The 15,504-nt window shown below is 62.7% G+C and carries 11 protein-coding genes; 7 read left to right on the top strand and 4 right to left on the bottom strand.

Translation table 11 applies throughout. The features are described 5' to 3' along the window. Nucleotides 1-2 precede the first annotated feature (2 nt). Together AC1DWZ_RS18045 and AC1DWZ_RS18040 are read right to left on the bottom strand one after the other, a co-directional pair. Nucleotides 3-2,285, bottom strand: a complete 2,283-nt coding sequence (locus AC1DWZ_RS18045; RefSeq protein WP_477170318.1) for an NADP-dependent malic enzyme — start codon at nt 2,283-2,285, stop codon at nt 3-5. A gap of 257 nt (nt 2,286-2,542) precedes the next feature. After that, on the bottom strand, nt 2,543-3,577 hold the full coding sequence (locus tag AC1DWZ_RS18040; RefSeq protein WP_477170317.1) for a zinc-dependent alcohol dehydrogenase: 1,035 nt from the start codon (nt 3,575-3,577) through the stop codon (nt 2,543-2,545). Nucleotides 3,578-3,750: 173 nt separating this feature from the next. Here AC1DWZ_RS18040 and AC1DWZ_RS18035 point away from each other — a divergent pair, with 173 nt between their 5' ends. The 5 genes from AC1DWZ_RS18035 (at nt 3,751) to AC1DWZ_RS18015 (ending at nt 9,069) form a co-directional block, all read left to right on the top strand. Then, nucleotides 3,751-4,560, top strand: a complete 810-nt coding sequence (locus tag AC1DWZ_RS18035; protein WP_477170316.1) for a helix-turn-helix transcriptional regulator — start codon at nt 3,751-3,753, stop codon at nt 4,558-4,560. A 324-nt stretch (nt 4,561-4,884) separates the two neighbouring features. Next, nucleotides 4,885-6,066, top strand: coding sequence for an ABC transporter substrate-binding protein (locus AC1DWZ_RS18030; protein WP_477170315.1), 1,182 nt, complete (start codon nt 4,885-4,887; stop codon nt 6,064-6,066). Nucleotides 6,067-6,269: 203 nt separating this feature from the next. Then, nucleotides 6,270-7,373 carry an ABC transporter ATP-binding protein gene (locus AC1DWZ_RS18025; RefSeq protein ID WP_477170314.1) on the top strand — a complete coding sequence of 368 codons (1,104 nt, stop codon included), beginning with the start codon at nt 6,270-6,272 and terminating at the stop codon, nt 7,371-7,373. After that, nucleotides 7,370-8,242 (top strand): ABC transporter permease, encoded by an 873-nt coding sequence (locus AC1DWZ_RS18020; protein WP_477170313.1) that lies wholly within the window; start codon nt 7,370-7,372, stop codon nt 8,240-8,242. Before AC1DWZ_RS18025 ends, AC1DWZ_RS18020 begins: the two co-directional genes overlap by 4 nt. Continuing rightward, the gene (locus AC1DWZ_RS18015) at nt 8,242-9,069 is read left to right on the top strand and encodes an ABC transporter permease (RefSeq protein WP_477170312.1); all 828 of its coding nucleotides are present in this window, start codon (nt 8,242-8,244) and stop codon (nt 9,067-9,069) included. Before AC1DWZ_RS18020 ends, AC1DWZ_RS18015 begins: the two co-directional genes overlap by 1 nt. 7 nt (nt 9,070-9,076) lie before the next feature. Here AC1DWZ_RS18015 and AC1DWZ_RS18010 read toward each other — a convergent pair whose 3' ends face one another. Continuing rightward, a complete protein-coding gene (locus tag AC1DWZ_RS18010) occupies nt 9,077-9,742 on the bottom strand; it encodes a hypothetical protein (protein ID WP_477170311.1) in 666 nt (221 codons plus the stop codon). 325 nt (nt 9,743-10,067) lie between these two features. Here AC1DWZ_RS18010 and mutS point away from each other — a divergent pair, with 325 nt between their 5' ends. Beyond that, nucleotides 10,068-12,677, top strand: a complete 2,610-nt coding sequence (gene mutS, locus AC1DWZ_RS18005) for a DNA mismatch repair protein MutS (protein ID WP_477170416.1) — start codon at nt 10,068-10,070, stop codon at nt 12,675-12,677. Nucleotides 12,678-13,379: 702 nt separating this feature from the next. Here mutS and AC1DWZ_RS18000 read toward each other — a convergent pair. Continuing rightward, nucleotides 13,380-14,282, bottom strand: a complete 903-nt coding sequence (locus AC1DWZ_RS18000) for a LysR family transcriptional regulator (protein WP_477170310.1) — start codon at nt 14,280-14,282, stop codon at nt 13,380-13,382. Nucleotides 14,283-14,408: 126 nt separating this feature from the next. Between AC1DWZ_RS18000 and AC1DWZ_RS17995 the strand changes: the two genes are divergently transcribed. Continuing rightward, nucleotides 14,409-15,458 carry a zinc-dependent alcohol dehydrogenase family protein gene (locus tag AC1DWZ_RS17995; protein WP_477170309.1) on the top strand — a complete coding sequence of 350 codons (1,050 nt, stop codon included), beginning with the start codon at nt 14,409-14,411 and terminating at the stop codon, nt 15,456-15,458. The last annotated feature ends 46 nt before the right edge of the window (nt 15,459-15,504 follow it).

The following is a 15,504-nucleotide window of genomic DNA, read 5'->3' as shown; positions in this document are numbered from 1 at the left end:
GCTCACCGGTGCTGCGTACTCAAGGGCGTGGTGGCTAGTGACGCAAACGCTGCCGCCGTCACCAGTTCGTTGACCGTGGCGCCGGTCTGGACGATCTGGACCGGCTTCGAGAGGCCGACCAGCACCGGGCCGAAGGACGTACCTCCCAGTTCCTGCATCAGCTTCGCTGCAATGTTGGCGGAATGGAGGGCCGGCATGATGAGGATGTTGGCGGGGCCGGAGAGACGGGTGAAGGGGTAGAGCTCCTTCATCAGGCCGTAGTTGAGCGCGACGTTGGCCTGCATCTCGCCTTCATATTCGAAATCGACGCGGCGCTGGTCGAGCACCAGGACGGCTTCGCGGATGCGTACCGCCTTCTCGCGCGGCGGGTTGCCGAAGTTCGAGAAGGAGAGCAAAGCCACACGCGGCTCATGGCCGAGATGCCGCGCGATGGCGGCAGATTGCATGGCGAAGTCGGCGAGCTGTTCGGCGTCCGGCAGTTCATGGACGTTGGTGTCGGCCAGCAGCACCGTGCGCCCGCCGGCCACCAGGATGGTGAGCCCCATCAGGGTCTGGCCGGGCCTGGGGTCGATGACGCGGAGCGCGTCGTCGAGGCAGACATTGAAGCTGCGCGTCACACCGGTCACCATCGCATCGGCATGTCCCGCCGCCACCATGCAGGCCGCGAACACATTGCGGTCCTGGTTGACCATGCGCTGCACATCGCGGCTCAAGATACCTTTGCGCTGCAGGCGTTCATAGAGCATGTCGTGATAGTGCTGGCGGTGCGGTGTTGTGGCGGCCGTGACGACTTCCAGCCCTTCAGCATCATGGAGGCTCTGGTTCTTGATCGTTTCTGCGATGCGCTCCGGCCTGCCTACCAGCACCGGCGTGCCGTAGCCGGCCGAGCGGAACGCGATGGCGGCACGGATGACCTTTTCCTCTTCCCCTTCCGCAAACACGATGCGTTTCGGGTTGTGGCGCACGCGCTCGAAGATGAGCTGCAGGGAACCCGCGGCGGGATCGAGCCTGCCGGCCAGGGATGCCACATAGGCGTCCATGTCGATGATCGGCTTCCGTGCGACACCGCTATCCATCGCGGCCTTGGCAACCGCCGGCGGCACATGGGTGATGAGGCGCGGATCGAAGGGGACCGGAATGATATATTCCGGACCGAAGCGCAGGCGGCGGCCGGAATAGGCGGCATCGACCTCGTCCGGCACATCCTCGCGCGCCAGATCGGCGATGGCGTGGGCGGCGGCGATCTTCATCGCATCATTGATGGTGGAAGCGCGGACATCGAGGGCGCCGCGGAAGATATAGGGAAAGCCTAAGACGTTGTTGACCTGGTTCACATAGTCAGAGCGCCCGGTGGCGACGATGGCGTCAGAGCGGATGGCGTGCACTTCCTCCGGCGTTACCTCGGGGTCGGGATTGGCCATGGCGAAGATGATCGGCTTGTCGGCCATGCTCTTGACCATGGCAGGGGTCACGGCGCCCTTCACGGAGAGGCCGAGGAACACGTCGGCGCCGCTCATCGCTTCTTCCAGCGTGCGCGCATCGGTTTTGACCGCATGGGCCGATTTCCATTGGTTCATGCCCTCGGTACGGCCCTGATAGATGACCCCCTTGGTGTCGCACAGGATGGCATTGTCGTGGGGCAGGCCCATGGCCTTCACTAGTTCGACACAGGCGATCGAGGCAGCACCCGCACCATTGACCACGATCTTCGTGTTCTTGAAGGTACGCCCTGTGAGGTGCATGGCGTTGAGAAGGCCGGCGGCGGCGATGATGGCTGTCCCATGCTGGTCGTCATGGAAGACGGGGATGTCCATCAGCTCGCGCAATTGCTGCTCGATGATGAAACATTCCGGCGCCTTGATGTCCTCAAGATTGATGCCGCCGAAGGAGGGGCCGAGATAGCGCACGGAATTGACGAATTCGGTGACGTCCTTGGTGTCGACCTCAAGATCGATAGAATCGATGTCGGCAAAGCGCTTGAAGAGGACCGCCTTGCCCTCCATCACCGGTTTCGAGGCCAGGGCACCGAGGTCCCCAAGACCGAGGACAGCCGTGCCGTTTGAAATGACCGCCACCAGATTGCCCTTGGCGGTATAGTCATAGGCCGTGCTGGGATCCTTGGCGATATGGAGGCAGGGATAGGCCACGCCCGGCGAATAGGCCAAGGAGAGGTCGCGCTGCGTGGTCAATGGCTTCGAGGCGATGATCTCAATCTTGCCCGGCCGCCCCATGACATGGAACTGCAGCGCATCTTCCTCGGTAATCGTCGGTTTCTTCGTCGTCATGGTACGGCGCGTTCTCCCCTGATCTCTTTCCCGCAGGCTTGCATGAAACCGCCCGGAGTTAAAGGGGAACAGCGAAAAGAACAAAGATGTGAGGGGTGGCACGGAAACCCTCGCCCCACAGTCGGCGAAGGCCGACATTCGTCGGCGGTGGGAGAGGGTGGCGAGCGTCAGCGAGCGGGCGAGGGGGACCTCTCAACGAGTCCGCACGAACGACCCCCTCTCCCACGTAGGGGAGAGGGAACAATAGCGCGTCCGTATCACGCGATATCCAGCACCATGCGGCCGACGATCTTGCCTTTGCGCATGTCGGCGAAGATCTTGTTGATCTGGGTGAGCGGCGCCTTCTGGATCTTGGCTTTGACGAGACCATTGAGGGCGAAGGCGACGGCTTCGTTGAGGTCGAGCCGCGTGCCGACATTTGAGCCGGTGACGGTCAGTTCCCAATTGGTGATCTGCGAGATCGAGGTGCGGATCTGATCCGACTTGCCGCCGGGCAGGCCGATATAGGCGACAGTGCCGGCCGGGCGCAGGACGCCCACCGCCTGCTCGAAGGCCTGCGGGGCGACGGCGGTGACGACGGCGCCGTGGCTACCGCCGATGCTGGACTGGATCTCCGCAACCGGGTCGACTTTCTTGGCGTTGACGGTCAACTCGGCGCCGAGCTTCTTCGCGAGCCTCAGCTTTTCGTCATCGACATCGACGGCGACCACGCGCATGCCCATGGCGACGGCGTATTGAACGGCGATGTGCCCGAGACCGCCGATGCCGAACACCGTCATCCACTGGCCGGGCTTGGTCTTGGTGCGCTTCAATCCGCGATAGGTTGTGACACCGGCACAAAGGATCGGCGCCATCGCATAGAGATCGGTGTTCTTGGGCAGGCGCGCCACGAATTTCGCGTCAGCCACCATGAACTCGGCATAGCCGCCGGGCTTGGAATAGCCGGTGGCTTCGCCCGCCTTGCAGATCGTCTCCATGCCGGCGAGGCAGAATTCGCAGGTTCCGCAGGCGCTGTACATCCACGGCACGCCGACCGCATCACCCAGACGGAAACCCTTCACGCCGGTGCCGATGGCCGCCACATGGCCAGCCACTTCATGGCCAGGGATGAGCGGCAAGACGGGGCCTGGGGTCCAATCGCCATCGACCGCATGAAGATCGGAATGGCAGACACCGCAGGCAGTGACCTTGATCAGGATTTCGCCGGGGCCGGCCTGCGGGATCGGCAGTTTCTCGATCTTCAATGCCGTGCCGGCCTTGCGCAGGATTGCAGCCTTCATGGTGCCTTGCATGGTGTTCCCCTCATATCTGCCGTCAATTTGACAGTTCTGCGCCGGCACCGGCATTCTGGCGCGCGACACAACCCTTGCCGATGGCCGGAGTATAGACCCTGACCCACGCCCGCCCCCATATCTCCAAAGCGATAGCGCCCGAAAGTGCCGCGCTGCCAGAGCGCCGCCTGCCGATGACACGTTCCAGCCAGTTGCTGGAACAGTGGAACCGGGGCATGGCCGAGATGCTGGCGGAGCTGGACCAGGAGAGTTTCGGCCCCACCCTGCTGCGCGCGGTGACGCGGCTCATTGATTTCGATTTCCTGATGGTCTTTGCCTATCGCGGTGCCGGCCGGCCACTGGCGCTGGGTGACACTTTGCCGGCGCCGCAGCGCCAGGTGGTGATCAACGCCTATTGCGCGGCGCCTTATGTGCTGGACCCGTTTTTCCAGAAAGTGGCGGCGGGCGTGCAATCCGGCTGCTACCGCCTGCGCGACATCGCCCCCGACCGGTTCCGGCAGAGCGAATATTTCCGCACCCATTATTCCCTGACCGGAATCCGCGAGGAGGTTGGTTTCTATTTCCCGCTCGCCGATGCCACGGGGGTGCTGTCGCTGGCGCGCTGGGACGACGGTCAGGCCCCCATTCGGTCAAACCTGGGCCGGTCCGACATGGATCTTCTGGCAGCCCTGGCGCCGGCCATTTCCGGCCTGTGTGCGCGGCATTGGGCAAGTGTTGCGGCACCTGCCAGCCTGACACGCCCCCGCCACCGGGATGCCGCACAAGTCACTGCCGCCTATACCGAATTCGGCGCCAAACAACTCTCCGAGCGAGAGCGCCAGATCGTCTCGCTCATTCTCCAGGGCCACTCGACGGGCTCGGTCGCGCATCTCCTCGACATCTCGGCAGGCACGGTGAAGGTGCACCGGAAGAACATCTACCGGAAGCTGGGCTTGTCGACCCAGGCCGAGCTGTTCGCCGCGTTTCTGAGTTTCGTGGGGTGATGTCCACGCTCGTTGGTAACTCGCGATATTGAACCCTCTCCCCTCGCGGGAGAGGGTGGCGAGCAAAGCGAGCCGGTGAGGGGGTCTTTCAGCGCGCTCGAACCGACCACCCCCCTCACCCTGACCCTCTCTCGCGAGGGGAGAGGGGATGAGATCATGCTGGCAATATCCCGTCAGTCCCGTTCTATCTCCCCGGGGATATCGCCAGCCCCCATGAAAGGGCTCAAGATACCTTCGGCTTTGCGGCGGCCCAGAAGACGCATTCGCGCAACATCCGGCCAGCCCGCACGTTTCATGGCCGCACGTTCCTAGGGAGGGTTTGAGATGTCCTGGTACAGTGACCTGCCGCAATTCTATCAGAACCAGATCAAGGCGATGGGCCTCGACGATGCCGGCATGACGCGACGCCGCCTGCTGAAATCGGCCGGTGCCGCCGCGGGTGTCGCGGCGATGAGCGGGCTCACCTTCGGCAAGCCCGCCCGTGCTGCGAGCCAGATGAGCTATATGTGCTGGGAAGGCTATAACGACCCACGCATCATCGATCCTTTCAAGGCCGCCAACGATGTCGACATCGCCTTCGATCTCATCGTCGACTCGCCGGGCGGTTTTGCAAAATTGCAGGCCGGCGCTTCGCGCGAGGTCGATATCGTCTCCACCGACATGCCCTGGGTCACGCGCATGGGTCCGGCGGGTCTTGCCATGGAACTTAACCCCGATGACTATGCCGACGTCTATGCGACCTTCTATGACCAGTTCAAGCCGCCCTTCGAGCCTTTGATTTCGGACGGCAAGACCATCGGTGTCGCCACACGCTGGGGCTGGGTCGGTGGCTGCATCAACACCGACATCACCGATCCCGACACCTGGCGCTCCTACGACCCGGTGTTCGATGCCAAGAACAAGGACAAGATTTGCGTCATGGATTGGGGCGATTGGCCGATCCTGCCCATGGCGCTCCATGCCGGCATCGATCCCTATCAGGAACTGGATGCCGCACAGCTGGAAGAAGTGCGCAAGGTGTTGCGCGCCATGTTCAAGAACACCCGCACGCTGGTGGCGGATCTCACGCAAGCGCAGAAGGGCCTGCTTGACGGGTCGCTGCTGGGCTGCATCGGAGCCGGTTCCTACCTCACCTCGGCGGTCAGGAAGCAGGGCCACAAGAACATCATGGCGACGGTGCCGGATCCCAAGAACGGCCTGAAGCAGGGCATTATCTGGGTCGAGGCCACGGCGATCGTCAAGGAAACCGACCAGCCGGAACTGGCGCAGAAGCTCCTGAAGCACGTGGTTTCCAAGGATGCGGGCCATGTGCTGTCGCTGCTCGACACTACCTGCAACGTCGTGACCAACAAGGCTGTGGAAGAGCTCTATACGCCGGAAGAAAAGAGCATCCTGCAGACCGATTACATGTGGCACGCCTGGGACAATTCCCAGATGCACCGGATCGCCCCCAACATCGACGAGATGCTGGCGATCTGGCAGGAAGAACTGGCAGCGGCGCAGTAAGCGCTGGCGCACGGCGCGTAAACGCCCCCGGCCTATTCAAAGAGGCCGGGGGCGTTTATTCTCTAATAACTCTTTACTTATTGTCATGGTCCGCGAAGGCGGACCATCCACGAGTTTGTTGGCAATTGACGAAAGCAACTCGTGGATCTTCCGCCTTCGCGGAGGATGACAAGGTTGTATAGGGCGAAGGAATAAGAAACGGCATGGCGGGCAACATTCTGGAAATTCGCGATCTGCGAAAAAACTTCGGCGCCTATCAGGCGCTGAAGGGCGTTTCGCTCGACGTGGCGCAGGGCGAGTTCATCGCCCTGGTGGGGCCGTCCGGTTGTGGCAAGACCACGCTTTTGAAACACATCGCCGGCTTTGAGGAACCCGATAGCGGCAGCATCGCCATCGACGGGCAGAAGATGCTGGGTGTGCCGGCAGCGGCGCGGCCGACCAGCATGGTGTTCCAGAAGCTGGCGCTGTTTCCGCATATGAGTGTGGCCGACAATATCGGCTTTCCGCTGAAGCTGCGCAAAGTCGATGCGGCCACGATCGCCAAGTGCGTCATGGCGATGATTGAGCTCATGCAGCTGAAGCCGGAATATCTCACCCGATTCCCGCGCCAGCTCTCGGGCGGCGAGCAGCAGCGCGTGGCGCTGGCGCGCTCGATGATCTCGGAGCCGAAATTGCTGCTGCTCGACGAGCCGCTCTCGGCCCTCGACGTGAAGCTGAAGAAAGTGCTGCAGGCCGAGCTGAAGCGCCTGCACCGCAGCGTCGGCGTGACCTTCGTCCATGTGACCCATGATCTCGAAGAAGCGATCATGCTGGCGGATCGCATCTGCGTCATGCGGGCCGGCGAGATTCTACAGATGGGCGGTCCCAACGACATCTACTATCACCCGGCGGACAGTTTCGTGGCGGGCTTCATTGGCGATACCAATCTTATTCCGGTCGAGATTGCCGAGAATAATTCCCAGGGCGCGGTCCTGCGGGCGCCAGGTCTCGTCGCTGCCGATCCGCGTGTGCCGGCGGGCTTCGTGGCAGCAGGTCTCGGCACCGGCCCGGCCCTGCTGATGGTGCGCCCGGAACTCATGATTCCGCTGGCACCCGGCGAGAACGCCGATTTCAGCATCGAGGTCATCATCACGGAGGTCTTCTGCAAGGGTGGCACCGTGCAGTTTCGCAGCAGCATGGCAGATGGAGCACCGGTGATCTTTGAACTGCCCGGTGCCTCGCGCCAGCCCGCGGATATCGGTGACAAGGTGCGCCTTGGCTGGGCGAAGCGCGATATCTATGTGTTCCGCGAACGAGCAGCAGCATGAGCGGCGAGATCGACCGGTCCTGGCGTGATCCGGAGTTGCTGGGCAAGGCGCTGCCCAGTGTCATCCTGCAGACCGGCTTTTTCCTCGCCCCCCTTCTCATGACGGTGGCGCTCACCTTCCAGCGCACCAAGAATTTCCAGCTGACCTGGACTTGGTCGCTGGAAACCTGGACCGATATTTTCACCAAGCCGCATTACTGGACGATCCTGGGCCATACCTTGTTCATGGCCGTCGCCTGCGTATTGCTCTGTCTGCTGATCGCTTTTCCGGTGGCCTATGCGCTGGCAACACGGCTCCGCGCCTACCAGGATCATGTGAAGGTGCTGATCACCTTCGCCTTCCTCACCGACGCCACCTTGAAGACCTTCGGCTGGGTGCTGTTTCTCGATAAGAACGGGGCCGCCAATTACATCGCACGGCTCACCGGCTTCGAAGGCGATGCGGTCAACATCCTGTTCACCGATTGGGCGACCATGCTGGGCATGGTCTACAATTTGCTCTCCTTTGCCATCTTCACCATCTATCTCTCGATCGACGCCATCGACCGGTCGCTGATCCTCGCTGCCTATGATGCGGGTGCCAGCAAGTTCCGCGCGTTCTGGGAAGTGACCTTGCCCCTGGCACGGCCCGGCATCTGGGCGGCCTCGGTGCTCATCTTCCTCCTCGCGGTCGGTGTGTTTCTTGAGCCCAAGGTTTTGGGTGGCGGCAAATCACCGATGTCGGCCGAACTCATCCGCCAGACATTCGAGACCCGCGTGAACTGGCCGCTGGGGGCAGCCCTCACGCTCGTCCTCATGGTGGTGGCGGTGTTCCTGGTGCTGCTGTTCAACCGGGTCTATTCGCTGAAGCGCCATATGGGACCAACGTGATGGCCTATCCGACACCCACACCCTGGCTGAACGCGCGGACCGAGGCACGGCTCGCCAATGTGCTGCTCTACGGCGCCACGGCAGCGGTGCTGATCTTCTTCTACATCCCGATCTTCACGCTTATCGCCTTCTCGTTCCAGGAAGGCCGCTATCCGACCCTGCCGTTCGAGGGTGTCTCGCTGAAATGGTATGCGAGCCTGTTCGAGAACAGCAGTGCCGGCGATGCGCTCTACAATTCGACCGTGATCGCGGTGGTGGCCACCTTGTTCGCAACATTGATCGGCTCGGCGGCGGCGATCGTGGCCGTTCGCTATCGCTTTCGTTTGCGGATACCGTTCACGGGCCTCAGCGCGGCACCGCTTGCCTTTCCGCAATTGCTGCTGGGGATCGTCTTGCTGCTCTGGTTCTCGGTGCTGGGACGGACCTTCAATTTCAACACCGGGATTGTTACGGCGATCATCGGCCACATCGTCTACATCACGCCCTTCGCCATGGTGATCGTGGCGGTGCAGGTGTTCAATTTCGATAGCACCCTGGAAGATGCCGCGCGGGATTGCGGCGCCACCACGTTCGAGGTCTATCGCTATGTGACGCTGCCGCTGCTGTGGCCCGGCATCTTCTCGGCCGGGATCTTTGCCTTCCTGCTGAGCTGGGGGAATTTCTATCTCACCTACAGCCTCGCCGGTTCGACGCGGACCCTGCCCACCTTCGTCTTCTCCGGCATCGCCACCGGGTCCTCGCCGCTCTATCCGGCGATCGCCACGGTGGTGTTTGTGCCAGGCATCCTGCTGGTGATCCTTGCGGACCGGATGCGCCGAAAGGGATAGTGACCGGTCAATACCACTCGATCTCGAACCGGCCAATCTTTTGGGTGCCGTGATAGATGATGCGGCACTCGCTGCCGCAATCGTCGAGCGCCCGGCGTTCCGCCATTGGTTCGCCCGTGCACCCTTCGGCCTTCCAACCGAACTTTCTGATCGTGCAACGGGTCGACACGCCTATTTTGTCGCCGGAATCGTTGATCGCGAGATAGCGGTACTCGTTGCCCTTTGCGGAAGAATTGGCGAGATAGTTCTCGACCTCTTTGCGCAAGGCGCTGGAGATGCGCAGTTTGGCCGGCGGCGCGCTCACGATTGGTGTGGCGGGCTGGGTATTCTGCTGTTGCGCCACCTTGGCGATCTCCTCGACCTCGTAATTGACCAGGATATCACCCCGGAACGCGAACACGACGCAATCCTTGCCGTAGCGTTCGCAGGCCTTCAACGCATCGTGCTTATAGGTCGGGCCACCCATGCACATGAGTTCCTTGCACCAAATGTAATAGGAGTTGCGGCCATCGACGCTGACGGCGAAAGCGCCCGGCCGGTTCGGTTTGATCGCCTCGGCATATTGTTGGTAGGAGCCCCAGGTTTCGTGGGTCAGCGTGATCTTTCCGACGGGCTTATGGTTGGTGGTGCAGGCGGCGAGCAGGAGGAGCAGGGGAAGGAGATACTTTTTCATGATTTTCTTTTGACGCTTTCTTGCGTTCATTGTGGCGACATGGTCTAAGATGATTAGCCTATTTTGGTGGCCGGATGCTCACCATTTATGGTTAATCACCATACAATAATGTATCGTATAACGAGTAATTTCGGATCGATAAAGTCAAGCATTAAATCCAGCCCCTGTGCCGGGCAGTGATGCCCCCGACAGCGGATGCCCCGGTAGCGAATCCTGGGGGTCAATGCTAAGCCTGCCGCCCATGAGCGATGACGGGATCAACAGCGTGACGGAATCGGCGGTGCAGCAGCCCCAATGGGCCCGCGACTCGGCGGATGCGACGCCAATGATGGCGCAGTATTTGAGCGCCAAGCGCGAGCATGCGGACGCGTTGCTGTTCTATCGCATGGGCGATTTCTACGAAATGTTCTTCGAGGATGCGGTCAAGGCCTCGGCCGCCCTCGACATCGCGCTCACCAAGCGCGGTCGCCATGCCGGCGAAGAAATCCCGATGTGCGGCGTGCCCGTACATGCGCATGAGGCCTATCTTTCCAAGCTGGTGCGGCAGGGGTTCAAGGTCGCGGTCTGCGAGCAGGTCGAGGACCCGGCGGAAGCCAAGAAGCGCGGCTCGAAATCGGTGGTGAAGCGCGCGGTGACACGCATCGTGACACCAGGCACTCTCACCGAGGATGCGCTCCTCGATGCGCGGCGCCACAATTTTCTCGCGGCCGTCACCGAAGCCGGTGGTGAGCTGGGGCTGGCCTGGGTCGATATCTCGACCGGCAGTTTCTTCGTGCAGAAGGTTTCCGAGCGCGACCTCGCCGCCGCCATGGCGCGGCTCGATCCGACCGAGATCCTGATTGCCGACCGGCTGCTGGCGCGGCCCGACCTCTTCGAATTCTTCGCTGACTATAAGCGCCGCCTGTCGCCTTTGCCCTCGGCACGCTTTGACAGCGACAATGCGCGGAAACGGCTGCAGAAGTTCCTGGGGACAGCAACCTTGGATGCTTTCGGCAGCTTCACCCGCGCCGAAGTGGCAGCGGCCGGCGCTGTCCTCGATTATGTCGAGCTCACGCAACAGGGCCGTATCCCGCGTCTCTCCGCCCCGCGCCAGGTGGTTGACGGCGCCTTGATGGAGATCGATGCCGCGACCAGGCGCAATCTCGAACTCATCCGCTCGCTCAGCGGTGAACGCCAGGGATCGCTGCTGGCGGCGATCGATCGCAGCTTGACCGGCGCAGGCGGCCGGCTGCTCTCCGATTGGCTGTCTGCCCCGCTGACCGAGGTCGAGGGTGTGAGTGCCAGGCTCGATCTTGTCCAATATCTGGTGAGCGAGGATGATCTCCGCAACCAGCTGCGCGAAGCCTTGCGCCGTGTCCCGGATCTGGAGCGCGCCCTTTCGCGCCTGACCGCCGGGCGCGGTGGACCGCGGGATCTGGCCGCCATCCGTGACGGTCTGGCGGCCACTGCCGATTTCCGTGCGCTCATCGAAAAGCAGCGCATGGCACCTGTGCCGGCGATGCTGCAAGCCGCCAATGCCGATCTTGGCCATCATGTCGATCTGGTCGAGCGTCTGGGCCGGGCGCTTGCCGAGGAACTGCCGCTGCTCACCCGCGACGGCGGTTTCATCGCCAAGGGCTATCACGCGGAACTCGACGAATATCGATCCTTGAAGGAAGATTCGCGCACCCTCATCCTGGAGCTGGAAGCGCGCCTCAAAAACGAGACCGGCATCTCGGGCCTCAAAGTCCGGCACAACAATGTCATCGGCTATTACATCGAGATAACACCGCTCCATGCCGAGAAGCTGAAAGGCGACGCGCGCTTCATCCATCGCCAGAGCATGGCCAATGCGATGCGCTTCTCGACGGCTGAGCTTGCGGAACTGGAAAGCAAGATCGTCCATGCCGGCGACCGCGCGGTGGCGCTGGAACTGCGCCTCTTCGACGATCTGGTGGGCGAGACGATCGGCCGCCAGGAGATGATCGCCAAGGCCGCAGGCGCGCTTGCCCTCATCGATGTGGGTAGCGCCCTTGCGGAACTGGCGCGCGACGGCGATTGGGTGCGGCCGGAAATCGATGAGGGCGCTGAGTTCATCATCACTGCAGGCCGTCACCCGGTGGTCGAGGCAGCACTCATGCGCACCCAAGGTGGTGCCTTCGTCGCCAATGATTGCGACCTGTCGCCCGAGCGCCGCCTGTGGCTGGTGACGGGCCCGAACATGGCCGGTAAATCGACGTTTCTGCGGCAGAATGCGCTCATCGCGATCCTGGCACAGATGGGCAGCTATGTGCCGGCGAAGGCTGCCCGCATCGGCATCGTCGATCGCCTCTTCAGTCGCGTGGGTGCTGCCGACGATCTGGCGCGTGGGCGGTCGACCTTCATGGTCGAGATGGTGGAGACGGCGGCGATCCTCAACCGGGCGACGCCGCGGTCGCTGGTGATCCTGGACGAGATCGGTCGCGGGACGGCGACCTTCGACGGATTGTCCATCGCCTGGGCGTGCCTGGAGCATCTCCATGAGGTGAATGGCTGCCGCGCACTCTTTGCCACGCATTATCATGAGCTGACACATCTTGCCTCGACACTTTCCGCGCTGAAGCCCTACACGATGCGCGTCATGGAATGGCAGGGCGAAGTGAAGTTCCTGCACGAGATCGGGCCGGGGGCCGCCGATCGCTCCTACGGCATTCATGTGGCGAAGCTTGCCGGCCTGCCGGCAGCAGCGATCCACCGCGCCGAGGAAGTGCTGGCGACACTGGAAAAGGGCGACCAGGCGAGCGCCCTCTCGCGCCTGACCGACGATCTGCCGCTGTTCTCGGTGCAGGCACCGGCGGCGCCCATGATCAAGGGCAGTGCCGTCGAGGCCAGCTTGAAAGACATCAACCCCGATGAGCTGTCGCCCCGCGAAGCGCTAGAACAGCTCTACAGGCTGCGCGGGTTGCTCGCGCCATAGAGGGCGCAACGTGGTCGGCTATTGGCCTGCCGTGCAGTTGCTCAAGGAATCGCAGGCCGACATCAGGATGTTATGCCCGGTCCCGCGCCAGTCCCAAGAGTCGCAGGCTGTCAGCACCAGCAGCAATGTCAAAATCGATAAAGGGCGCAATCTCATTTGGTCCTGGAAGTCTGGTTTCGATCCGGCAACATCATACGCCCTTTCATCTTTCACGCGGCCGTTCATCTGGAATCACTCGGGCACCTTTGCCGGCCCCGTTGACGACGGGCTGGCTGCCGGGATCCTTCTCCCAGGAACCGGGGGGCGCACCGCTTTTTCCCGCGGGGCCATGGGCGGACCGATCACCCAGCCGGTACCAAGGGGGACGCTCACCACCGCGGTCCAGGGGGACACCGGTCACGCGCCGGTCCGTCACGGGATCGGTCTCCGTCCGATCCAGGAGGCCGGGGCGATCCCCCGGCCAGGATGCGTTGCGGCGGTGTGGCCAAGGTACCGGCCCCCACCATCCAGACCCCCAACGCGAGGGCTCCGGCATGCGCCGCCAAACAAGCGGGCTTGCGCCGGGGACAACCGAGTAATTCCAGATGACCGGCCCGGGATGCAGGCGGCCCGTTCGTCAGATCTGCGCGCAAGCCAGATGGTACGAAATTCCTATAAGTTTGTCAAGAACAAAATAGGAACATATTGCTTGCGGGCGCCTGATTACGTAATCGGCACGGAGAGGCCGGCGACCAGGGCGTCGATGACGATTCGCTGGCGATGGGGCATGTGCGGGCTTTGCGCCCAGAGGAGATGGGTTTCCATCTCAAAAGGCGGGATGTCGCTGAGGATGCGCACGAGCTGGCCCGCCTGCACATAGCTGCGCACCAGCCAGCAGGGCAGCCAGACAAGGCCGAGCCCCGCGGCACCCGCATCGGCCATGGCTTCCAGATCATCGAGGCGGAGGGCCGTGGGTGGCATGCATTGGCGCGGCTGACCGTTGCCGTCCGGAAACAGCCAGCCCTTGTCGATGCCGCCCCGGCTATAGTTGACGGCGGTGTGTTGGGCTAGGTCCTGCAGGCTGCGTGGTTCGCCATGGGCAGCGAGATAAGCGGGTGCCGCCCAAACGCTCAGGCGCAGATTGGCCAGGCGCCGCGACATCAAACCGTCGCCGGCGCCGATCGGGCCGAGGCGGAGGGAAAGGTCAAAGCCTTCCTCGACCAGGTCGACCAGCCGGTCGTTCAAGGAGAGCTCAAGCTCGAGCCTTGGATATTGCTTGGCGAGCGCTATGAGGATCGGGACCGCGCAGCGGCGGCCGAACAAGACCGGCATGGTGATGCGCAGGCGCCCGGCGACGTCGCGCTTGCCGGATTCCAGCATGTCCTCGGCGGCGCGGATTTCGTGGAGTGCTTTGAGGCAGCTTTCATAGAAGGCCTGGCCGTCTTCGGTCAGGCTCTGCGTGCGCGTGGTGCGGTGGAAGAGGCGGGTGCCGAGCCGTGCCTCCAGCCGCGCCACGGTCTTGCCGACCGCCGAGCGCGACTGGTTGAGCCTGGCTGCGGCGGCCGCGAAGCCACCCGCTTCGACAGCCTCGACGAAGACGGCGACCCCGGTAAGACGGTCAGACATTCAGGCGGTCCGACATGCTATCTCCATTGTATCCTTGTGATCGTCAATCATGGGAAAAACTGTCGCCACTGACGATGAATATTCGACGCTAGCCTCTCTTCAGACATTCAACAAGAGGAGTGGCAGATGATGCAGGAATTGAAGGCCGCCAAACTACCGGCCCGCGACATGAAGAGCTGGCACATGTCGGCAATCGGCCGGGCGAATCTCGCAGAGGGCACGGCACCCGTGCCGGTCCCTGGCCCCGGCGAGATCCGGGTCAAGGTGAAGGCGGTCTCGCTCAACTACCGCGACAAGCTGGTGATCGAGACCGGCATGGGATTGCCGTTGGCCTTCCCCTTCGTGCCGGCCTCGGACATGGCGGGTGTCGTGGATGCTGTCGGCAGCGGTGTCACCCGCTTCAAGGGCGGCGACCGGGTGATGTCGACCTTCATTCCCGGCTGGATCGACGGCAAGCGGCCCGGCACTGCGCGCGTGCCCGCCTATCAGACGCTGGGCGGTTTCTATCCCGGCATGCTCGCGGACTATGTGGTGCTGAAGGAAGATTGGCTGAGTGCATCGCCTGCCAGTCTTACCGATGCCGAAGCCAGCACCTTGCCGATTGCCGGTCTCACCGCCTGGTTTGCCCTGGTGGAGCTGGGCAAACTGAAGGCCGGCGATACCGTGCTGGTGCAGGGCACGGGCGGCGTTGCCTTGTTCGGCCTGCAGATCGCCAAGGCCCTCGGCGCCGAGGTGATCGTGACCTCGGGCAGCGAGGAGAAGCTCGCCCGCGCCAAGGCGCTGGGTGCCCATCACGGCATCAGCCGGCAAGGCGATTGGGTGGCTTCGGTGCACCGGCTGACACAGGATCGCGGTGCCGACCATATTCTGGAGATCGCTGGTGGTGCCAGCCTCGGCCGGTCGCTGGAAGCGGTGGCGGTCGAGGGCATCATCTCGGTCATCGGCGTGTTGGAAGGCTTCGAGATCTCGGGGCCGGTCTTTCCGCTGCTCATGAAATCGCCGGTCATCCAGGGGATCAGCGTCGGCCACCGAAGGGCACTCGAGGATCTTGTGCGCGCCGTCGATCATCTGGGGTTGAAGCCGGTGATCGACCGGACCTATGCCTTCGGGGAATTGGCTGAAGCCCTCGATCATCTCGACCGTGGTCCGTTCGGCAAGGTCGTGATTGAGGTTTAGGGGCGGAACGCAGCTGTCACCACCCTCAACCGTCATGCCCGGGGAA

The organism is Dongia sp. P2_B8 (assembly GCF_056404715.1).
Note: the sequence above shows the minus strand (reverse complement) of the source record. Positions and strands in the feature narration are given on the sequence as shown.